The organism is Sphingomonas sp. YR710 (assembly GCF_900101455.1).
GTDB lineage: Bacteria > Pseudomonadota > Alphaproteobacteria > Sphingomonadales > Sphingomonadaceae > Rhizorhabdus.
On the sequence record NZ_FMZJ01000009.1, the window covers coordinates 171,418 to 192,884 of the forward strand.

At 66.5% G+C, this 21,467-nt stretch carries 18 protein-coding genes; 6 read left to right on the forward strand and 12 right to left on the reverse strand.

Annotated elements, in window-relative coordinates:
* Positions 1–24: 24 nt before the first annotated feature.
* Positions 25–1,323 (forward strand): FAS1-like dehydratase domain-containing protein, encoded by a 1,299-nt coding sequence (locus BLS13_RS12505; RefSeq protein ID WP_093452532.1) that lies wholly within the window; start codon positions 25–27, stop codon positions 1,321–1,323.
* Between the two features lie 189 nt (positions 1,324–1,512).
* Positions 1,513–2,427, forward strand: a complete 915-nt coding sequence (locus BLS13_RS12510; RefSeq protein WP_093452534.1) for a LysR family transcriptional regulator — start codon at positions 1,513–1,515, stop codon at positions 2,425–2,427.
* 34 nt (positions 2,428–2,461) lie between these two features.
* Here the strand turns inward: BLS13_RS12510 and BLS13_RS12515 are convergent, their stop codons facing one another.
* The 10 genes from BLS13_RS12515 to BLS13_RS12560 all read right to left on the reverse strand — a co-directional run bounded on the left by BLS13_RS12515 (position 2,462) and on the right by BLS13_RS12560 (position 13,179).
* Entirely contained in the window at positions 2,462–2,788 is a 327-nt protein-coding gene (locus BLS13_RS12515; RefSeq protein WP_093452536.1) for a DUF4286 family protein, read from the reverse strand.
* A 170-nt stretch (positions 2,789–2,958) separates the two neighbouring features.
* Positions 2,959–4,221, reverse strand: a complete 1,263-nt coding sequence (locus BLS13_RS12520; RefSeq protein WP_093452538.1) for a hypothetical protein — start codon at positions 4,219–4,221, stop codon at positions 2,959–2,961.
* The gene (locus tag BLS13_RS12525) at positions 4,218–5,435 is read right to left on the reverse strand and encodes a sulfotransferase family protein (protein ID WP_093452540.1); all 1,218 of its coding nucleotides are present in this window, start codon (positions 5,433–5,435) and stop codon (positions 4,218–4,220) included. Before BLS13_RS12525 ends, BLS13_RS12520 begins: the two co-directional genes overlap by 4 nt.
* A gap of 281 nt (positions 5,436–5,716) precedes the next feature.
* Positions 5,717–6,709: an NAD(P)H-dependent flavin oxidoreductase gene (locus BLS13_RS12530; RefSeq protein ID WP_093452541.1), complete on the reverse strand. Its 993-nt coding sequence runs from the start codon at positions 6,707–6,709 to the stop codon at positions 5,717–5,719.
* Between the two features lie 5 nt (positions 6,710–6,714).
* A complete protein-coding gene (locus BLS13_RS12535; RefSeq protein WP_093452543.1) occupies positions 6,715–7,536 on the reverse strand; it encodes an enoyl-CoA hydratase/isomerase family protein in 822 nt (273 codons plus the stop codon).
* Between the two features lie 43 nt (positions 7,537–7,579).
* Positions 7,580–8,749 carry an acyl-CoA dehydrogenase family protein gene (locus tag BLS13_RS12540; RefSeq protein ID WP_093452545.1) on the reverse strand — a complete coding sequence of 390 codons (1,170 nt, stop codon included), beginning with the start codon at positions 8,747–8,749 and terminating at the stop codon, positions 7,580–7,582.
* Entirely contained in the window at positions 8,742–9,950 is a 1,209-nt protein-coding gene (locus BLS13_RS12545) for an acetyl-CoA acetyltransferase (protein WP_093452547.1), read from the reverse strand. The genes BLS13_RS12540 and BLS13_RS12545 overlap by 8 nt, the downstream gene beginning before the upstream one ends.
* A gap of 20 nt (positions 9,951–9,970) precedes the next feature.
* Positions 9,971–11,422 (reverse strand): 3-oxoacyl-[acyl-carrier-protein] synthase III C-terminal domain-containing protein, encoded by a 1,452-nt coding sequence (locus BLS13_RS12550; protein WP_256325846.1) that lies wholly within the window; start codon positions 11,420–11,422, stop codon positions 9,971–9,973.
* Complete coding sequence (locus BLS13_RS12555; protein WP_093452549.1) at positions 11,419–12,255, reverse strand: MaoC family dehydratase; 837 nt, start codon at positions 12,253–12,255, stop codon at positions 11,419–11,421. The genes BLS13_RS12550 and BLS13_RS12555 overlap by 4 nt, the downstream gene beginning before the upstream one ends.
* 3 nt (positions 12,256–12,258) lie before the next feature.
* Complete coding sequence (locus BLS13_RS12560; RefSeq protein ID WP_093452587.1) at positions 12,259–13,179, reverse strand: SDR family NAD(P)-dependent oxidoreductase; 921 nt, start codon at positions 13,177–13,179, stop codon at positions 12,259–12,261.
* Between the two features lie 631 nt (positions 13,180–13,810).
* Between BLS13_RS12560 and BLS13_RS12570 the strand changes: the two genes are divergently transcribed.
* The 4 genes from BLS13_RS12570 (at position 13,811) to BLS13_RS12585 (ending at position 19,530) form a co-directional block, all read left to right on the forward strand.
* Complete coding sequence (locus BLS13_RS12570; RefSeq protein ID WP_093452552.1) at positions 13,811–16,009, forward strand: acyl-CoA dehydrogenase family protein; 2,199 nt, start codon at positions 13,811–13,813, stop codon at positions 16,007–16,009.
* A 17-nt stretch (positions 16,010–16,026) separates the two neighbouring features.
* On the forward strand, positions 16,027–17,277 hold the full coding sequence (locus BLS13_RS12575) for an acetyl-CoA C-acetyltransferase (protein ID WP_093452554.1): 1,251 nt from the start codon (positions 16,027–16,029) through the stop codon (positions 17,275–17,277).
* A gap of 41 nt (positions 17,278–17,318) precedes the next feature.
* Complete coding sequence (locus BLS13_RS12580; RefSeq protein WP_256325847.1) at positions 17,319–18,548, forward strand: CaiB/BaiF CoA transferase family protein; 1,230 nt, start codon at positions 17,319–17,321, stop codon at positions 18,546–18,548.
* Positions 18,549–18,720: 172 nt separating this feature from the next.
* On the forward strand, positions 18,721–19,530 hold the full coding sequence (locus BLS13_RS12585; RefSeq protein ID WP_093452588.1) for an NAD(P)-dependent oxidoreductase: 810 nt from the start codon (positions 18,721–18,723) through the stop codon (positions 19,528–19,530).
* A gap of 72 nt (positions 19,531–19,602) precedes the next feature.
* On the opposite strand, the gene BLS13_RS12590 is transcribed toward BLS13_RS12585, so the two are convergent.
* Together BLS13_RS12590 and BLS13_RS12595 are read right to left on the reverse strand one after the other, a co-directional pair.
* A complete protein-coding gene (locus BLS13_RS12590; RefSeq protein ID WP_093452557.1) occupies positions 19,603–20,406 on the reverse strand; it encodes an SDR family NAD(P)-dependent oxidoreductase in 804 nt (267 codons plus the stop codon).
* Positions 20,407–20,449: 43 nt separating this feature from the next.
* Positions 20,450–21,250 (reverse strand): enoyl-CoA hydratase/isomerase family protein, encoded by an 801-nt coding sequence (locus BLS13_RS12595; RefSeq protein WP_093452558.1) that lies wholly within the window; start codon positions 21,248–21,250, stop codon positions 20,450–20,452.
* Positions 21,251–21,467: the final 217 nt, after the last annotated feature.

Here is a 21,467-nt window from a genome sequence, read left to right on the forward strand (position 1 = left end):
AAAACACATTCAAGGAGAAGTTCCATGTCCACCGCCGCCACCACGAAGCCCCCGGCCGAGATCGACAATGCGAGGATCACGGACGAGGATATCGCGCGCGAACGCCGGCAGATCGGGGTCTCGCAATATGAGCATGGCCCTTGCTTCAACCGGCTCGTGTCGGACGACGGCATCCGGCATTTCGCCTTCGGCTTCGTGGCCGACGACAATCCGCTCTGGCACGAGCCCGATTATGGCCAGACGACGCGCTGGCGCGGGCTGATCGCGCCGCCGCTCTTCCTGACCACGGCCGGGATCAACGAAACCCCCAAATATGACACGCCCGAGCTGAAGGCGCTGTTCAAGGGTCTGTACCGCGGCGTCGGCCGCTACAATGTCGGTACCAACTGGGAGCTGTTCCGCCCGATCCGGCCCGGCGACGTCATCTATCATGACAGTGCCGTCTCCAAGGTCGAGGTGAAGCAGCAATCCTCCTTTTCGGGCGCCCGCACCGTGCTCGATACGATCCGGCACCTCTATGTCGACCGCGACGGCGTGCCGGTCGCGGTGCGCTACGAGAATTTCATCAATGCCGAGCGCGGCGGTTCGAAGAAGGTCGGCAAGCACGCCAAGACCGAGCGCCACGTCTATACGCCCGAAGAGATCGCCAAGATCGACGCATATTATGCCGCCGAGGAAATCCGCGGTGCCACCCCGCGCTGGTGGGAGGATGTCGCGGTCGGCGATGCGATCGTGCCGATCGTCAAGGGGCCGCTGTCGACGCTCGACATCATCTCGGCCCATGTGGGCTGGGGCCTTGGCACCACCTATGGCGCGGGGCCCCTGCGCTACAACTGGAAGACCCGCCAGAAGCTGTCCGGCTTCTTCAGCGACGACAAATATGGCGTTCCCCAGTCGATGATCCGTCTCCACTGGGATCCGCAGCGGGCAGAGGAGCTGGGCCTGCCGGCCCCTTATGACTATGGCCAGATGCGCTCGAACTGGATGACCCACGCGATCACCAACTGGATGGGCGACGATGCCTGGATCGCGGGTCTCGCAACGCAGATCCGCAGCTTCAACTTCCACGGCGATACGACGTTCATCACCGGCGAAGTCGTCTCGAAGAGCGCGCCCGGCGAGCTGTGCGCGGCGGTCCTGTCGATCACCGGCACCAACCAGCGCGGCGAGGTCACCTGCACCGCGACCGCGACCGTGCGGCTCCCCTCGCGCGCGGAAGGGCCGGTCATGCTGCCGCAACCCGATGTCGATCTGCGCGCGCGCGGCGCCAAGCTGATGGCGGACGCGGCCGAACGGATCAAGGCCGCCGGCAAGGGCCGATAGGCCGAAAGGATCGACGGGCTCCCGGATCGGGCCCGCAAAGGCGCTGTGCGCCGCCAGTCCGGGTGCATCCGTCGGATATCTCCTTCCGGCGGATGTCCCCGCGTGTCCCATGCTTGACAAGGTTCGCCATTGAAGATCAAAGCGGCCCTGCTCCCGGCAGTGGTCGCAAAAATAGTTGGGTATCCCAGGATGAACCTCAGTCTCGTACGCATCCAGCGGTTTGTCGCCGTCGCGGAGCATCTGTCCTTCACGCGCGCCGCGACCGTCCTGAGGATCGACCAGCCATGGCTGTCCCGGCAGATCATGCAGCTCGAGGATTATCTTGGCATCATGCTGTTCGAGCGCAGCGGATCGCGGATCACCCTCACCCCCGAAGGCCAGGAATTTTACGAGGTCGCGCGCGAAATCGAGGTCGCAGCCCAGCGCATCCGCGACAAGGCGGTCGAGATGACCCGCCGGCGCAAGTCCGAGCTGATGATCTGCGTCGCTTATACGACCTTCTCGCTCGAAGGCCGGGACCGGCTGCTCGAAAAATACGCGACGATCCGCCCGAACGTGGCGGTCAATATCTCGGCGTCCGAATGGACCGACGATGTCGTCGAAAAGGTCAAGTCCGGCGAAGTCGATTTCGGGATCGCCTTTGGCCCGCTCGATGATCCGAAGGTCGAAACCTGCGAGCTGCAGCGGCTCGACCTGACCTTCGCCATCCCCCAGGAAAACCCGCTGGCCACCCTCTCGCCGCTCCGGCTGAGCGATTTCGCAGGGCAACCCCTCGCGATCGCGATCAAGGATGCCAAGAACATGACCTCGGCATCGCGCTACTCATGGATATTGGACGTCGGCGCCGTCCCCGTCCATGTGCCAGAGGGACGGCGCTATGTGCTCGATGTGGCCAAGCAGAAGCGGCTGTGTGTCGCCTGCTATGCGCCGACAGACATCGTCCCTGACGATTTCGTCAGGCGATCGGTCGAGGATGTCCTGCCGCCGTTCAACCTGCTGCTCATCCGCGCCAAGCGCATCATGTCGCCTTCGGCCGAACGGTTGTGGCGCCTCGCCCAGGAAGCCAATGGGAAGCCCGCCGAGCCGGCCACGCCGGAGGCATAGGGGTTTTTCGGTTTAGGTAAGCGGCACCAGCCCCTCAGGCCGCGCTCCATTCGCCTTCGAGCTCGGCGATCTGAATCCTGACGCTTGACCGGTCGAAGCAATCGCCGCTCGGCATGTCCGGCGTGCCGTTGCGCTTCCCGAATTCGGCAAGCACATCGTGCGGCCGATCGGTATCGAGCTCGAATATGGCCATGAAGCGCGCAGGCTCGTCCGCGCCGCCGGCAAGCTTGAAGCGCTGCGCCGAGGCAACCCCCGGCACGCGCATGATGTCGGGAAAATGCTGCACACGGCACCATTCGCTATAGTCCGCACCGCGCCCCGGCAGGGCCTCGCTGGTGACGATCAGCCGATATTTTCCCATAGCGCCAGTCTCTCCTTTTTCATGTGCTCAGAGTCCATTTGGAAATGCGCGAAAGAGCGCATTTCGAGGCGGCACCAGCCCGCTCCCCCACCCGGCCACCCAACGGCAGTATCATATGGGTGGCCGGGTGGGGGAGCGGGCTGGTGCCGCAATGCGCCGCAAGGCGCATTTCAAAACGCGCTTTCGTCATTAGTCTGCAAACGCCGCGCAAATGCTTGCTTGCGCGCCGCGATCTGCGCCGCGCGCGCCTGCGCGTCCATCCAGATGGTATCGGGGGGCAGGGCGCCGCGCAAATCGTCGATGCCGACGATGCGCGCTGCAAGGCCGGGGCCGTCCTGGACCGGGGTGGCAGGCAGGCCCTGCCAGCGCTGCATCATCATGACATAAGCGAAGTCGCCGCAATCGAGCCAGTTGGCGACCCCCGGGTCACGCCGCGCGATGACCGCGCGGATGCGCCCGTCGCCATCGACCGCGCACTGCGCGCGCGTGAGGCTCGAGCTGATCCGGTCCGCGTCGAGCGACTGGAACAGCCAGTTGCCGAGTTGGATCGCGACATAGGCCGCCCCGCCGGGGGCATAGTCGATGATCGCCGCATCATCGGGCCCGAGATGGAAATAGCCGCGCCCGATCGCCTGGGTGACGAGGCCGCCGGTCCCGCGATTGGCGGGCAGGAACCGCCAGCTGTTGATCGTCATGTTGATGAAGGTGGACTGGAACCAATAATATAAAGGCACGTCCTCGCGCGCGCGGATCATCGCCTGTTGCGCCATGTCGTCGCGCGACAGCGGGGCGGCGGCGGCGGCTCCCAACCGCTCGATCGTCAGGTCGAACGGGGTCTCGCGGGCCCAGTCTTCCATCGAATCGCGCACATAGAGGAATTTCACATGGGGGGCCGTGGTCATATGATTGCGGCGGCCGGCCGCCGGCTGATCGTCGATGGTGATCACGAACGAACCGTCGGACGCCCGCTCCAGCGCGTGACTCTCGATCGTCTGGATCGTCACCGACGTGCCGTAATCGCCGACCAGCGTGAACGAGACATTGGCCGGCTCGCATCCGATGACCCGGCCGGTCACGCGGTAGCGGGTGCCATGGGCGACCCCGGCCAGGCGATAGCAATTGTCGGGATTGTCGCCGCCGGTCCGCGCGCCCGGAACATCATGCCCGTGCCAGCGATAGGCCGGCATGAAATTGCGCACGAAGCGCGGATGCTGGCCGTCGCTCGCCGCCGCCTTGAAGATCCAGTTGACCATATATTCGTCGAGCGCGCGCTCGACGAACGGGTGCACCTCGTCGGGCATGCGATCGGCCCAGCCATTGTGCCACAGCCGGCCGACATGCGCGCGCGCCGCCTGCACCCGTTCGTCGGCCCACAAGGCGATGACATCGCGCTCGGCGGCAATCTGCCCCGGATTGTCGATCGGGTTGATCATGTCCGTCGCTCCCGGGCGATACCGTGCCGGTCGATATAGGCGCCGAAGCCCTGCTCGATATCGGCTTCGGTGAGGCCGAAATCGGCCAGGCTGTAGCTGCGCGCCGGCCCCTTGCCGTGCCGGTCGGTCTTGAGGTGGCTGGCCATGGCGGCGGTCGTCCGGGCGCTGACCGGCAGGCCGAATGCCGCATAGAGGCGTTCGGCTTGCGCGATCGGATCGGCGATCAGCTCGGCATAATGGATATCGACCACCCGGATCTGCGGATGGGCGGCGCGCCAGGCCTCGAGATCGTTCAGGATCCTCGACCACCGTGCCACCAGCGCCGGCCCCAATGCCTTCGCGTCGACGCTGTCGTCCGATGCGAGGCTGTAAAGCTTCATGTAGAGGCTCGCCACCGACGGGATGACCTTGCCGGGATCGCGATGGTTGAGGAAGATCCGCGCATCGGGAAAGGCCCCGGCCAGCGCATCCATATTGATGACGTGCGAAGGCGCCTTCAGCAGCCAGCGTCTGCCGGGCTGCGCGGATTGCAGGCTCTGCATCATGCCCTTCTGCCAGGCATAGCTATCGTCTATCCCCGCCTTGCTTGTGGCCAGCGCGCCGAAGGCCGGCGCGTTGTAGAAGGCCCCCAGCGGCATCCCGCACGCGCCTTCCTGGAGGAAGACGCATTCCTCGGGTGCGGCGGCGGCATAAGGATGGATCGCGGTGACGTCGGCGGCGGTGAAGCCCTGAAAAGCGAGGATGCGTTCGTAAAGGCCGGTCCGCTCCGCTTCGTCGATAGCGCCGGCGCCCGGCGGCGGGACCGGGATGGCCGCCTGCGCGGCGGTGGCGACGCGATTGTCGGGATCGCAGGCGAGCAGGCCGTGGAGAAAGGTCGTACCCGCACGCGGCATGCCGGTTCCGACCAAAGGCGCCGCGATCGGCGGCGCGCTGTCCATCCTGCCGTGCCAGTCGACCTGGCGAAGCCGCGAACAGAGCAGCACATGCAGCCGCGAATGCGCGCGCGTGGCACCGGTGGCATTGAGTTTGGCCTCATTGCCGAGCGCCTGGCACAGCGCGGACAGCCGCTCGCGAAACCGCAGCTCGGCCCAGCGCGTACCGCCCCAGTCGCCAAGCCCGGTCGCCTGCTCGGCGTCGCGCAGCAGCCTGTCGGCGGCAAAGGGCGCCGCAAAGGGCGCAAGCGCCGCCCCATAGATCAATTCGAGTGAAGACACCCCACGCACAACCTCGCCCCGTCTATTCTTATCGGGGCGATGCTATCATCCGCTTTGCGCCGGACAGGGGCGAGAGATTCACATCCGCATATGTCATCGCGTTTTTTGGTTTAGGCGGCACCAGCCAGTCGCAGGTGAACAGCGCCCCGCGCTGTTCAGGTCATGCCGGGGGCATGACCGACCGGCTACTCCCCCACCCGGCCACCCAACGGCAGTATCATATGGGTGGCCGGGTGGGGGAGCGGGCTGGTGCCGGACCGACGAAAGTCGGAAAATCAGCCTCAGGCTGCGACCGGCTCCCGGATGGCGGCGGAGAGCCGCTGCCGGATGATGGTTTCGGCATCGCGGACGATGCGCTCGACGAGCTCCTGGCAGCTGGGCACGTCATGGATCAGGCCCTGCACCTGTCCGGCGGTGATCAGCCCGTGGTCGAGGTCGCCGGTCTCCAGCGCGATGCGGCCTTTGGCGCCGAGCACGAGCTCGCGCACATCCTCGAACACCGCGTTCGGATCCCTGAGGATCTCGGTGACCTGGTTGGAGACGCTGTTCGCCGAGACGCGGGTGGTGTTGCGGAAGGCACGGAAGATGAGGCGGGTCGCGCGTTCGTCATTGGCGACGATGAAGCGTTTGACATTGTCGTGGACCGGGGCCTCGCGGGTGGCGATGAAGCGCGTGCCCATGTTGATGCCGTCGGCGCCGAGCGCGAGTGCCGCGACGAGCCCGCGCCCGTCGCCGAAGCCGCCGCTCGCCAGCATCGGGATGCGCAGCTTGTCGGCGGCCGCCGGGATCAGGATCAGGCCGGGAATATCGTCTTCGCCGGGGTGGCCTGCGCATTCGAAACCGTCGATCGAGACGGCATCGACGCCGATCCGCTCGGCCGACAGCGCATGGCGGACCGCGGTGCACTTATGGATCACGACGATCCCGTGCGACTTGAAATCCTCGACATGCTCCTGCGGATTGTTGCCGGCGGTCTCGACGATCCGCACCCCGCTTTCGATGATCGCGCGGCGATATTCGGCATAAGGCGGCGGGCTGACCGAGGGCAGGAAGGTCAGGTTGACCCCGAACGGCTTGTCGGTCATCGCGCGGCAGCGATCGATCTCGGCGCGCAGCGCATCGGGGGTAGGCTGGGTGAGGCCGGTGAGGATGCCCAGGCCCCCGGCATTGGAGACCGCGCTGGCCAGCTCGGCACGGCCGACCCACATCATCCCACCCTGGACGACGGGATGTTCGATCCCCAGCATATCGGTGATACGGGTCCGCAAGGTCATTTGGGTCAGCTCCTCTGGCCGAACACGGCCGGGCGCTTCCCGAGGATCGCCCGCAGCCCTTCGGCATAATCATCGGTCCGTGCGCACGTCGCCAGGCTGTCGGCTTCGGCGGCGACGGTCGCGTCGATATCACGCGCAAGCGCGCCTTGCAGCAGGCGCTTGGTCTGCTGCTGCGCGACCGGGGCGCCGGCGGCTAGCTTGCGCGCCAGCGCCATTGCGCGGGCATCGAGCTCGGCATCGGGCACGACCCAGTTCACCAGGCCCAGGGCCAGCAGCTCGTCGGCGCCCATGAGCTCGCCGAGCAGCGCCACCTGTGCGGCGCGCTTCATCCCCACCTGGCGCGGCAGGAAGTGGGTGGCGGCACCGTCGGGGCTGATCCCCAGCGTCACATGGGTGAGCCCGACCTTGGCGGTCTCCGACACGATCGCGAGGTCGGCTGCGAAGATCACGCTGGCGCCGACCCCGACCGCGAAACCGCGCGCCGCGACGATCACCGGCTGCGGCAACCCGCTGATCAGCGCGCTCAGCGCGCCGGCGCCGGCGGCCCGCCGCTTCATGTCGGCGGCGCGGTCCTCGGGAGACATTTCGAGACCCAAGCCAAACGCCTTGACGTCGCCGCCGGCGATGAAGGTCTTGCCCGCGGCCTGGAGCAGGACGACGCGCACGTCGCGATTGTCGCGCAGGCTCTCGAGGAACGCCATCAGTTCGCCGCGCACTTCGGTCGACATGGCATTGCGCGCGGCCGGACGGTTGATCGTGGCGGAGGCGATGCCGTCACCGATCGATGTGATCAGCTCGCGCTCGTCATTCGTGGTTGCCGTGTCCACAGCCGTCTCCCGTCCTTGCCTTGTCCTGTGGTCGCCGGGCGCTTCACAGCGCCGCGGCGAATTCCTTGAGCATGGCCTTGGCGATCACCACCTGGAGGATCTGCGTCGTGCCCTCGTAGATGCGGTAGACGCGGGTATCGCGGTAGAAGCGCTCGGCTTCATATTCGGCCATATAGCCGGCGCCGCCATAGATCTGGACGCAGCGGTCGGCGATGCGGGTGGCGGCCTCGCTGGCGAACACCTTGACGCAGGCGGCCTCGGTCGAGACGCGTTCGCCGCGTGTGGCCGCGCGGGTGGCGTCGCGCAGCATGCATTCGCCGGCGTAGAGCTCGATCCGCGAATCGGCGAGCATCGCCTGGATGAGCTGGAAGTTGGCGATGGGTTCGCCAAACGCCTTGCGCTCGGTGGCATATTTCAGCGCCGAGGCGAGGATGCGGCGGCTATAGCCGAGTGCGGTCGCAGCGACGCTGAGCCGCCCGCCGTCGAGCGCCTTCATCGCGGTCTTGAAGCCCTTGCCCTCGACCCCGCCCAGCAGCGCCGAAGCCGGAATGCGCACATCCTCGAGGATGACGTCGCCGGTGATCGCGCCCTTCTGGCCCATCTTCTTGTCGTGCTTGCCGACCGAAAGACCCGGCGTGCCGGCGGGGATCAGAAAGCCGCTGACATGGCCGTTGCTCGGCAGGTTTTCCGCCGAGGTGCGGGCCATGACGATGAAGAATTCGGCTCTGGGACCATTGGTGATGTAGCGCTTGGTGCCGTTGAGCACATAGAAGTCGCCGTCCTTGACCGCGCGGGTCTTCATCGCGGCGCTGTCGCTGCCGCTGTCGGGCTCGGTCAGGCAGAAGCTGGCGATCGCGCCTGCGAGCAGCTTGGGGAAATATTCGCGGCGCTGTTCCTCGGTCGCATCGAGCTTGAGCGCGGTCGTGATGATCCCGGTGCTGATCGCCATTGCCGAGCGGAAGGCGGGTGCCGCCCAGGCGATTTCGAGGATGATCTCGATATATTGCTCGATCGAAAGCCCCGGGCCGCCATATTCGGCCGGCACGGTGAGGCCGAACAGCCCCATGTCGCGCATCTCGGCGAGGATGTCGTCGGGAACGAAATCCTCCTCGAAGGCGCGTGGTTCGGCAGGCACGAGCCGCTCGCGCACGAAACGCCGCAGCATATCCAGGAACGCCTCGAAGGCTTCGCTGTCCAATCCGGTTTCAACCATCTGCAAGCCCCACGATCGCGATTGCACTGACATTCTGGCTCGGCATGCCGCCAAGATTATGGCTGAGCGCCAGGCGCGGCGGCGTGCTGCGCTGGCGGTCGCCGGCGCGGCCGAGCAACTGGAGGTAGTTTTCGTAGATCATCCGCAGCCCCGAGGCGCCGATCGGATGGCCGAAGCATTTGAGCCCGCCGTCGATCTGGCACGGGATGCGGCCGTCGGCGTCGAAATCGCCGTTCAGCACATCCCTCCAGGCCTGGCCCTCATCCGACAGGAACAGATCCTCCATCGTCACCAGCTCGGTGATCGAGAAGCAGTCATGGACCTCGGTGAGGCTCAGCTGCTCGCGCGGGTTGGTGATCCCGGCTTCGTCATAAGCGCGCTTGGCGGCGACCCGGGTAGGATGGAAATAGGCGCCGTTCCAGCCCCCGGCATGCTGCAATTCCCAGCCATTCGAGCCGGCGATCTGCAGCGCCTTGATGGTGACGAGATCGGTCTTGCCCATCGCGCGGGCGATTTCGGGGGTGGTGACGATCGCGCAGGCCGCGCCGTCCGAGACGCCGCAGCAATCGAACAGGCCCAGCGGCTCGGCGATCATCGGTGCGTTGAGCACGGTATCCATGTCGACGGCCTTGCGCAGATGCGCCTTGGGGTTCTTCGCGCCATTGGCATGGCTCTTGACCGAGACATGCGCGATCGCGCGCTTGAGGTCGTCGCGGCTGACATTGTGGGCCGCGCGATAGGCCGACGCCACCTGCGCGAAATTGCCCGGGGCCGAGCCGGTGACGCCGACCATGTCGAAGGTGGTGCCGCGGGTGCGCACCGGCAGCCCGCCATAGCCGGTATCCTTGAGCTTTTCGACGCCCATCGCGAGCGCGATGTCGGCAGCGCCGCTCGCCACCGCATAGACCGCGCCGCGAAAGCTTTCGGTTCCGCTCGCGCAGTAATTCTCGACCTTGGTGACGCCGATATTGGGCAGCCTGAGCGCGATCGACAGCGGCAGCCCGGACGGGCCGATGTTCATCGCATCGAAGCCCACGCCCATCCATGCCGCATCGATCTGGCTGACCTCGATGCCAGCGTCGACGATCGCTTCCTCGAAAGCCTCGACCATGAGGTTGTCGGCGTCCATGTCCCAGCGCTCGCCGAAGCGGGTGCAGCCCATGCCGAGGATTGCGACTTTATCCTTGATGCCTTTTGCCATGTAATGACTCCTCGGCGCCGTCAGCGGACGGGCGCGGCCTTCCAGAAATATTTGACGAAGCCGCGTACGTCGTCGACGGCCTTGATGCGGAAGACCATCTGCATGGCGCAGCCCACCTCGACCTCTTCGGTGATGTCGGCGAATTCGAGGGTCATGCGACCACCGCCTTCGAAATCGACCATGCCGTAATAGAGCGGGGGGCTCGGGCTGTAGGTCAGGCTGTCGGCGGTGACCGTCACGACGTGCGCCGGGATCTCGGCCAGCGGATAATCTTCCTGGGTGTGCGATGCGCGGTCATTGGGATTGACCGAGATATCGGACTTGGGGAATTGCACCGTACCGGTCTTGGTGCAGCGCCCGCCGACCAGGCCCATGACGGCCTTGCGGTGACGCCACAAGGTCGTCGACGGCTGCTTCTGGTCCTGTTCCGCGCGCATGCCCTTGTCGAGATCGACGAGCCCGCGATGGGCGAGCCAGCGCAGGTAATTGTCGTCCTTATGGCCGCGCGCGAGCGATCCGGCGAGCCCACGGCCGGGTGCCGCCTTCGCGATCGCGTCGGTGGCCTCGAGCAGGATGAGGTCGGCGCCCTGGCCGAAGCCGAGGACGAGGATCTTCTCGCCGGGCTTGGCCTTTTCGAGGGCGGCGACCAGCATCACCAGTCCATGCGCGCTGCCGGCTTCGCCCAGTTCGGCCTGCAGCGTGTCGGCGACGGCGTCGGCCCGGATCCCCGCGGCCTTGGCGAGCGCCTGGGGGATGCCCTTGCCCGCGATCGGGACGAGGAAGCGATCGATCGTCGCCGGGTCGACCGCCATCGCGGCGAGCCCTTGCTTGAGCGCGCGGCCGGCCAGTTTCGTATGGCCTTCCTCGCGGATCCAGCGCGCCTCATAGACATAATCATAGTCCCGGCCCGTCGCACGGTAGTGATCGACGAAATCGGCGGTCAGGCTATAGGCGCCGAGAAAGCGGGCGATGACGTCGCCGGTGCCGACCAGCAGGCCGGCCGCGGCATCGCCGCAGATCAGCTCGAGGTCCGAGGCCGGGCAGGTCTTGCGCATCTCGGCGGCGAGGCACAGATGCGGGGCCTGCCGTCCGGCGGCGGCCTCCAGCGCCTGGCGCAGCGCCGAGACACCCGCCCGCTGGCTGCCGGTGATGTCGAGGGCGGCCACGCCGTCGGGCAGGTTGAGCGCTTCCTTGACGATGCCCGAATTGAGCCGGTCGGCGAATGGCAGCGTGGTCGAGGCCAGCGACAGCGAGCCGATGGCCGCACGGTCGAATCCGGTCAGCGTATCGCGGGCGGCCTCGACCGCCATCGTCACACTGTCCTCATCCCAGTCACCGATCGCGCGCTCGCCTTTGGCCAATCCCTTGAGGCCGGGGGCGAACCAGGCGTTGCCCGCGTAGATTGCGGCGCGTTGCAGCCGCTTGCGCGGCACATAGGCGCCGATCGAAAGGATGCCGATATCGGCCATCATGCGAACTCCACATAACCGTTGTTCAGGACGACCAGATCGCGCTCGACCACGCTCGAGCGGTAGGAGGCACGCCCCTCGCTTTCGCGCCAGATGTCGGTGCGGATCGTCTCGCCGGGGAAGACCGGGCTTGCGAAGCGCGCGTCGAGCCGCTTCAGCCGGGCCGGATCATTGCCGCACAGCGCCGCCAGCACCGCGCGGCCCGCCACGCCATAGGTGGCCAGCCCGTGCAGGATCGGGCGATCGAACCCGCCGGCTTTCGCCACCTCGGGATCGATGTGCAGCGGATTATAGTCGCCCGACAGCCGGTAGATCATCGCCTGGTTGGCGGTGGTTTCCAGCGTGACGCTCTCATCCGGCGCCCGGTCGGGGAGCGGATGGGGCTTGCGCTGCGGTTCGGACGAGCCGCCCCGGCCGCCATCGCCGCGCAGGAAGCTGCTGTTGCGCACGGTGGCGACGAGCGTGCCCGCGGCATCGCGGATCTCGCGCGTCACATAGCAGACCGTGCCCTTGTCGGCACCCTTGTCGAAGATCGGCCCGAAGGTCGTGCTTCCCACCAGCTCGCCTTCGACGGGCAGGGCGCTGTGGATTTCGACGCTGGTTTCGCCGTGCAGCACCTTGCGCCAGTCGGCGCCCAGGTCGAAATCCTTCCAGACGAAGCCGGGATAGGCCAGCACCGTCGCCATCGTCGGCAGGACCTTGAGCCCGTCTTCATAGACGAACGACAGGTCCTGCGCGCCGACCCCCAGCGCGTAGAGCATGACATCGCGCTCGGCGAGCGTCTGACGCGTGACGATCGGCTCGCGCGCGAGCAGGGCTTCTGGATCGATCGCCATGGCTCAGATCGGATCGTAGGGGAAGATATCGGCCGAGCGGGCGAGCGCATGGAAGCTCGAGCGCATCGCCGGCAGCAGGTCGGTGGCGATCGTCTCGGCGGTCCAGCCCCCGTCGCGGTGCATCGTGCGGATCGGGCGCGGCACCGAGAAGACCGAAATCTCGTTCTTGCGCACCGAGAAGATCTGGCCGGTCACGTCCTTGGCCGCATCCGACAGCAAGGCGACCGCGAGCGGGGCGATCTTGTCGGCGGACATCGTCTTCATCCGCTCGACGCGCTGGATCTCGGCCTCGGTCTCGGTCGGGATGGTGGCGATCAGCCGGCTCCATGCGAAAGGCGAGATGCAGTTGGAGCGCACGCCGGCGCGCTGCATGTCGAGCGCGATCGAGTTCGACAGGCCGACGATCCCCATCTTCGCGGCCGAATAATTGGCCTGACCGAAATTGCCGACCAACCCCGAGGTCGAGGTGAAGTGGACGAATGAGCCGCTGCCCTGGTCCTTGAAATAATTGGCCGCCGCCTTGGAGGTGTAGAAGCTGCCGTTCAGGTGGACGTTGATGACGTCGGACCAGTCCTGCAGGCTCATGCGGTGGAAGATGCGGTCGCGCAGGATGCCGGCATTGTTGACCAGGCCGTCGATGCGGCCGAAATTCTTCACCGCATCCTCGATGATGCTGGTCGCACCCGCCGGATCGGAAACGCTGGCGCCGTTGACGACGGCCTTGCCGCCCGCGGCGCGGATCAGCGACACCACTTCTTCGGCCGGGCCGGCATCATTGCCTTCGCCTTCGGCCGAGGCGCCGAGGTCGTTGACCACGACGCTTGCGCCCTGCTTCGCGCACAGCAGCGCGATTTCGCGACCGATGCCGCGGCCGGCTCCCGTAACCGCAACGACCTTGCCATCCAATCTTGCCGTATCACTCATTGCATCAGCCCTTGTCTTGCTTTCGAGGGCGGTCCCGGGGAACCGCCCCCCGGCATCGCCGACGCATTCTGAAACTCTCTCGCGGACGATCTTGCGAACGTTGGACCGCTTATGGTTGCCTTGCCATAGGAGATCCGGACCGGCCCGCAACATTTGCCTCGCCCGCTCCGGGGTGGAGTTTGGCATGGCCTCATGTCCAGAGGCAATGTCATGATATTGCGGCCGATCCAACCCGTCCCGTCGCAACCTTTCCGCCCGGGCAGCGACCCCGCTTTCGTCAGGCTAACTACACCCAAGCCCATGCCATTCCGTGACAAGCCTGCCATGGCCGGCCAAACCATCACATAGCGGCCTCATCCGTCCGGCATCGCGGACCCTTCGTATAAGCCCGTGCAGCGCTTGACTATTCCCAGGCCGCGATGCGCCGGCATCCCGGCCCGGTCAAGGCCCCCGTCCTGGCCCATGCACCCTGCGTGGCCGATGCGCCAGGGTTGATTGTTATGGCGAATCCGCGCAGGACGACGGCCTGCCGCGGGCCGCCGCCGCTCGCTTGGGGCGGCCGTTTCGCGCTGAATATAGCGACAATCGCGGCCAATCGCGAAGATGACAAATGTGAGGATTTTCTCGTTCGATGAACCTCGAGATCAATGACGACCAGCGGTTGATGCGGGACTCCTTTGCACGGCTGCTTGATGACCTGAGCAGCATGGAGCGGGTCCGCGCCGCCCAGGCGTCCGGATGCGACCGTCAATTATGGTCCGGGCTCGCCGAGCTCGGGGCCTTTGCGATGCGCGTGCCCGCAGACAGCGGCGGCCTCGGCCTCGGCACGTTCGACGCCGCCTTGCTGATGGGCGAGGCCGGCCGCACCCTGGCCACAGGGCCGCTCGCCGAAACCCTGCTCGCAGCCCGGCTGCTCGCCGCCTTCACCAGCGACGCGCTCGACAGCGTCGTCGACGGCAGCCGCATCGCGACGATCGCCTTCCACGACATCGCCGAACAACCGGTCCAGTGGCTGGCCGGCGGCACCTGCGCCGACCTGGTCCTTGCCCGCGACGGCGATGCCATCGTCCTCGCCGCGCTGACCCCGGCCGACCGGCGGATCGAGCCGACATTGGCCTCGGACGACATCGCTCCGGTCGATCTCGGCAACGCCGCCCGCACGGTGCTCGCGCAAGGCCCGCAGGCGCTGGCCGCCTTCGCGGCAGCGCATGAGGAATGGAAGCTGCTCAAGGCCGCGGCGCTGACCGGGCTCGCGCGCGAAGCGCTGCGCCTCGCGGCGGCCTATGCGTGCGAACGCCATGCCTTCGGCGTGCCGATCGGGTCCTTCCAGGGCCTGTCGCATCCGATGGCCGATCTCATCTGCGAGGTCGAAGGCGGCAAATATCTGGTCTGGAAAGTCATTCACGAGATCGCCAACGGCGCAAAGGACGCCGCCGCGCATATCTCGCTCAGCCTGTGGTGGGCCGCCACCACCGCGACGCGCGCCTGCATCCAGTCGACGCGCACCTTCGGCGGCTACGGCGTGTCGACCGAATATGACATCCACCTCTACAATCTGCGCGCCAAATCCTGGTCCGCGGTTGCGGGCGATCCCGGCTTCTGGCTCGAAGAGGCCGGCAAGCGGCTCTACGGCAACGCCCCGGCGGCAACCCTCCCCGACGTCGGCGACGTGGTCATCGATTTCGATTTCGGCGACGAAGCCCGCGCGCTGGCCAAGGAAGTCGACGATTTCTTCACCCGCACGCTGACCCCCGAGCTCAAGGCCCATGCCCATCATTCATGGGAAGGCCACGACCCGGTCGTCCACAAGAAGCTGGCCGAGGCCGACCTGCTGTTCCCGGCATGGCCCAAGGAGCGCGGCGGGCGCGGGGCCCACCCTTATGCGCTCTACGCCGCGCACCAGGCATGGCAGCGGCACGAATGGACCACCCATCCGATCGGCACCAACCTGATGATCGCCGCGATCATCGACCGCTTCGGCGGCGAACAGGTCCGCGAGGAAGTGCTCAAGCCGATCCTGGCCGGCGACATCATCTGCAGCCTGGGCTATTCCGAACCGGGATCGGGTTCCGACGTGTTCGCCGTCAAGACCCGCGCGACCCGCGACGGCGATGGCTGGCGGATCGACGGCACCAAGATGTTCACAAGCGGCGCCAACCTCGCCAGCTATGTGCTGATGCTCTGCCGCACCAACCCGGACCTTCCCAAGCATAAGGGGCTGACCATGTTCATGGTGCCCCTCAAGGCGCCCGGCGTCGCGATCCAGCCCGTCCACACCTTCATGGACGAGCGCACCAACATCACCTTCTATGACGGCGTCCGCATCCCCGACGGCTATCGCCTCGGCGAAGTCGATGGCGGCCTGCGCACGATGAGCGCCGCGCTCGAGCTCGAACAAAGTTCGGGCTTCTCGCGCCAGCTCAAGGGCCTGTCCGCCGCCGCAGCAGAGCTCTGTCGCGAAATCATGCGCGACGGACGCCCGCTGATCGAGCATCCGACCGCGCAGATCCGCCTCGCCCGCACCGTCGCCGACGAACTCGTCTCCGAAATGCTGACCATGCGCGCGCTGTGGGGTTCGGCCAACAAGCTCAACCTGCCGGCGGCGGGCCCGATGTCGAAAATGTTCTCGTCCGAACGGCTGCTGCGCGATGCCAGCGACCTGATGGACCTGACCGCGCCGCTGTCGCTCTCGCACCGCGAGGGCCCGGCCGAGGTCGTCAGCATGGCCTACCGCTTTGCCCACGGCGCCACTATCTGGGCAGGGACCAGCGAGGTCCACCGCTCGCTGATCGCCGAACGCGCGCTCGGCCTGCCCCGCAGCCGCAATTGAATTCGAAGGGAATGGCCATGGCCGAAGCGTATATCGTCGATGCCGTCCGCACGCCGCGCGGCATCGGCAAGAAAGGCAAGGGCGCCCTTGCCGACATGCTGCCGCAGCATCTCGCCGCAACCGTGCTCAAGGCGCTCAAGGATCGCAACCATCTCGCCCCCGACTCGGTCGACGACGTGATCTGGGGCTGCTCGAGCCAATATGGGCTGCAGGCCGGCGACATGGGCCGGATGGCCGCCCTCGATGCCGGGCTCGGCACCGGCACCAGCGGGGTCACCCTCGACCGCTTCTGCGGCAGCAGCCTGACCGCCACCAACCTGGCCGCCGCCTCGGTGATGTCGGGCATGGAGGATCTCGTCATCGCCGGCGGCGCCGAGATGATGTCGTTCATGAACGATTTCGGCGCACGGCTGCGCGAAGCCGGCTTCGGCGCCAGCCTGAGCGGCAACAATCCGCGCCTCCACGCCAAATTCCCGCAAACCCACCAGGGCGTCGCCGCCGACGCGATCGCCGCCGATGAAGGGATCGGCCGCGCCGATCTCGATGCCTTCGGCGCCGAAAGCCAGCGCCGCGCCGCGATCGCGATCAAGGAAGGCCGCTTCGCGAAATCGACCGTGCCCGTGCTCGACGATGACGGCACCGTCATCCTCGACCATGAGGAATATCCGCGCCCCGGCACCACGGTCGAGGCGCTCGCCGCCCTCAAACCCGCCTTCACCGCGTTCCGGGACATGCCATCCGAACCGGATGGCCCGACCTTCGGCGAGCTCGTGACCAAGGTCCATCCCGACATCAAGATCGAACCCGTCCACCATGCCGGCACATCCTCGGGCGTCGTCGATGGTGCCGGAGCCTTGCTGCTGGCCTCGGCCGCGGGGCTCAAGCAGCACGGGCTCAAGGCCCGCGCGCGCATCGTCGCCATGGCCAATCATGGCGGCGATCCCACCTTGATGCTCGCCGCCCCCTCGGGCGCGGTCACCAAGGTGCTCGCCAAGGCCGGCCTGACCAAGGACCAGATCGACGTCTGGGAAATCAACGAGGCCTTCGCCACCATCGTCGAGAAGGTGATCCGCGATCACGATCTCGACCGCGCCAAGGTCAACCCCAATGGCGGCGCGATCGCGCTCGGCCATCCCATCGGCGCGACCGGCGCGATCCTCGTCGGCACCGCACTCGACGAACTCGAACGCACCGGCGGACGCTACGGCCTGATCACGATGTGCACCGCAGGCGGCATGGCGCCCGCGCTGATCATCGAGCGTATCTGAACAAAAGCCGCCCGAACGGCCAAGGAAGTTGGAAAAGACATATGGCGACTAAAGTGATGGAAGGCGTCCGCGTCCTCGAAGTGGCGCAGTTCACCTTCGTGCCCGCAGCCGGCGCGATCCTCGCCGACTGGGGCGCCGAAGTGATCAAGATCGAGCATCCGCTGCGCGGCGACACCCAGCGCGGCTTCCTCAACCTCGGCGGCGTCGCGCTCGATCCGCTGCGCCACACGCTGATCGAGCATCCCAATCGCGGCAAGCGCAGCGTCGGCCTCGACATCTCGACCCCCGAGGGCCAGGAAATCCTCTACGAACTCGCCAAGCAGAGCGATGTCTTCCTGACCAATTACCTGCCCCAGGTGCGCCAGAAGAACAAATTCGACATCGAGCATATCCGCGCCGTCAACCCCAACATCATCTATGCGCGCGGATCGGCGCTCGGCAACAAGGGCCCCGAACGCCATGTCGGCGGCTTCGACGGCTCGTGCTTCTGGGCACGCAGCGGCATCGCCCACACCATGACCCCCGAGGAACTCGACGGGCCACTGTCGCAGGCGATCCCCGCCTTCGGCGATTCGATCGGCGGCATGTTCATCGCCGGCGGCGTCTCGGCCGCCCTGTTCCACCGCGAGCGCACCGGCGAAGCCACCGAGATCGACGTCTCGCTGCTCAGCTCGGCGTCATGGGCCTGCGGCGCGCTGCTGGCGCAGTTCATGGAAACCGGCGTCCTCAACCGCAACAAGATGCCGGTCTCGGGCGGCAATCCGGTCAACCCGTTCCTCGGCTATTTCCGCACCTCGGACGGCGGCACCATCAACCTGTGCATGGTCTCGCCCACCGGCCTCATCCGCGACACGTTCGAACATGTCGGCGTGCCCGAGGCCGCCGACGATCCCCGCTTCAAGGACGTCCCCTCGCTGCTCGCCAATTCGGAAGCCGCCAGCGATGTCCTCGTCGCCGCCTTCGCCAAACAGTCGTTCGACTATTGGCGCAAGCATCTCAAGACCATGAAGGGCCAGTGGGCACCCGTGCAAAGCCTCGGCGACCTCATCACCGATGACCAGTCGGTCGCCAACGACATGGTCTTCGAGGTCGAGGCGATCGACGGCGGCGAACCGATGAAGCTCGTGCGCGGTCCCGTCCAGTTCAACGGCGAGGCCCAGGAAACCACCCGCGCGCCCCAGGCCTCCGAGCATACCGAGATCGTGCTCATGGAACTCGGCATCGAGTGGGACCGCATCGAGGAACTCAAGGCCAAGGGCGCCGTCGCCTGATTGTCTGCGCCTTTCGGCGCAGGCCGCACCAGCCCGCTCCCCCACCCGGCCACCCATATGATACTGCCGTTGGGTAGCCGGGTGGGGGAGCGGGCTGGTGCGGCCCCAAAATGCGCTCTTTCCACGCTTTTCAAACAGACTCCGGCAATCCGCCACATAGGATGACATGCGCATGACGGGACAGCGGATCGGGTTCATCGGCCTCGGCAACCAGGGCGGCCCGATCGCACACCGCATCGTCGATGCCGGAATGCCGCTCACAGTCTGGGCGCGCCGCCCCGAAGCGCTCGAACCCTACCGCGCCAAAGGCGCCACCATCGCCGCCAGCGTCGCCGAGCTCGGCGCGGCCTGCGACCATGTCGGCATCTGTGTCGTCAACGACGCCGACGTCATCGGCGTCTGCGAGCAATTGATCCCCGCCATGCGCGCAGGCGCGAGGATCGCGATCCACTCGACCGTCCTGCCCGAAACCTGCACAACCCTCGCCGAACATTGCGCGGCCCGCGGCATCGACCTCATCGACGCCCCCGTCAGCGGCGGCGCCGCCCGCGCCGTGCAAGGCACGCTGACCGTCATGTGCGGCGGCGCAGCATTGGTGTTCGACGCCGCCCGCCCCGTCTTCGAAACCTTCGGCAAGGATATCGCCCTGCTCGGCGCCGTCGGCGCCGGCCAGCGCGCCAAGATCGTCAACAACAGCCTGCTCGCCGCCAATATCGCGCTCGCCCATGCCGCCCTTGCCGCCGGCGAGGCGATGGGGCTCGACCGCGCAGCACTCGCCCGCACCATTCGCACCAGCAGCGGCCACAGTTTCGGGCTCGAAGTGAGCGCCGGCACCCCCAGTCCGGGGGATTTCAAGGGCGCGGCCCTGCTCACCAAGGATCTCGCCTTGCTCGTCTCGGCGCTGCCGGGCCATCCCGCCACCGCAGCGCTCGACGCCGCCGCATCACCCTATCTCGCCGAAGCCAGCGCCAAAACCGAATAGGCTTGGCCCGGCCGAAGCCGGGCATCATAGCGGATCGACATTTGGCTAGGCCGAGCCGAATGTCGATCCGCCCTACATCGCCAGGCTGTAGCCGCCGTTGACCGGATAGGTCTGCCCGGTAATCCACCCGGCCGCCTGCGAACACAGAAACGCCGCCATCGCCGCCACATCCTCGGGCTTGCCGTAACGGCGAATGATATAGCGCGACAGATAGGCCTTGGCCCGATCGGTCTGGATATATTCGGCCAGCTGCTCGGGCGGCATCGGCGGCTCGAGCGTCGACAGCGAAATCGCGTTGCAGGTGATGCCCCAGCGCCCCGCCTCCTTGGCGATCGCGCGCACAAAACCCGCAGCACCCGCCTTCGCCGTCGCATAAGCGGCAAGCCGCGCCTCGCCGACGCGCCCCGCATCCGACACCACCGTCACCACCCGACCGCGCCGCTCTGCGACCATGTTCGGAATGAAGGTGTGGCAGCAGTTCATCACGCCGAACATGTTCGTGCGGAAAAACTTGTCCCAGCCCGCCGGATCCTCCTCCCAGAACACGTTCGAAAAGTTGATGTCGTCGACCGGCCCCGCATTGCCGGCATTGTTCACCAGGATCGTCGGCGCCCCCAGCTGATCCTTGATCGCCTGATTGGCGGCGCGCACCGCCGCGATATCGCCGACGTCGAACGACACCGCCATCGCCGGAACCCCGGTCGCGCGGATCTCGGCGGCCACCGCCTCGGCGCGCTCGGCCACGAAATCGTTCACCGCGACCCCGCCCGCATGGTGCCGCGCCAGTTCGCGCGCAATCGCCCGGCCAGCCCCCTGGCCCGCACCCGTCACCACCGCAACCTGGCCGTCCAGGTCAAGCAAATCGGTATCGCTCATGACATCATTCCTAATATGAGATAGCCCGCCCGGGGCCCACAGTTCACTTCGGCTTGGCGCCACCGATGCCCGAAATATGCGCCTCGCGCACCTGCTCGAAATTCGGCATCAGCATCAATGCGCTGTTGGCAAGCCGCTCGACCGATGCCGCCTGGTGCGCGCCAAGGTCGCGCGCCAGCTCGATCGCAATCTTCGCCGTCCCCATCTGCTCGCCATTCTGACGCGCCAGATGCCGGCAAAAATCCATCACCTGCTGCTCGAACGTCGCCGCCGGATAGACCTTGTGCACCAGCCCCATGATCCGCGCCTCCTCGGCATCGGCTTCCATGTTCGCCATCACCAGGTACCGCGCCCACGCCGCCCCCACCAGCCGGGTCAGCCGGCTGACACCATTGGTCGCAGGCAGGATCGCAAACTTGCCTTCCGGAAACGCATAGCGCGCCTCGGTCGATGCCAGCCGGAAGTCGCACGACAGCGACATCTCGAGACCGCCGCCCACGCATGGCCCCTGGTGCGCCACCACGAACGGCTTTTCGATCGCCTCCATCTCGTCCCAGATCCGCCGCATGTCCGACGGCATCCGACGATGCATCTCCCGAATCGCAGAACCCGTCTTCTCGCGCTCGCGCCCACCCTCCTTCAGGTCCGCACCCGCCGAAAAATACTTCCCCGTCGAACGGATCAGCATCACCTTGAGCGAAGACGTGTCCCGGAAATGGTCCACCGTGTCCGAAAAAATCCGCATCATCGCCACGCTCAGCGCATTATACTTCTTCGGACGGTTCAGCGTCAGGATCAAAATCCCGCCATCTTCCTCCACCAGCACCAGCGGCTCTTCGTCCATCTCTCTTCCCCTTCGCACCCGCCGCCCGGAACAACACCCGGCCGCTCGTCAGCGCACCATCCCGCACAAGCTCCCACCGGCTCTATCGGTCAAATTTCGTGCAGCAAATGCCAAACCCATGCCAATGCCCCTCCGCCTCATGCACTAACCACAAGACAACCCAGCAACCAGCCAACATCCTCCAAAGCCCGCAGACTGTCGTTCAAATGCGTGCATG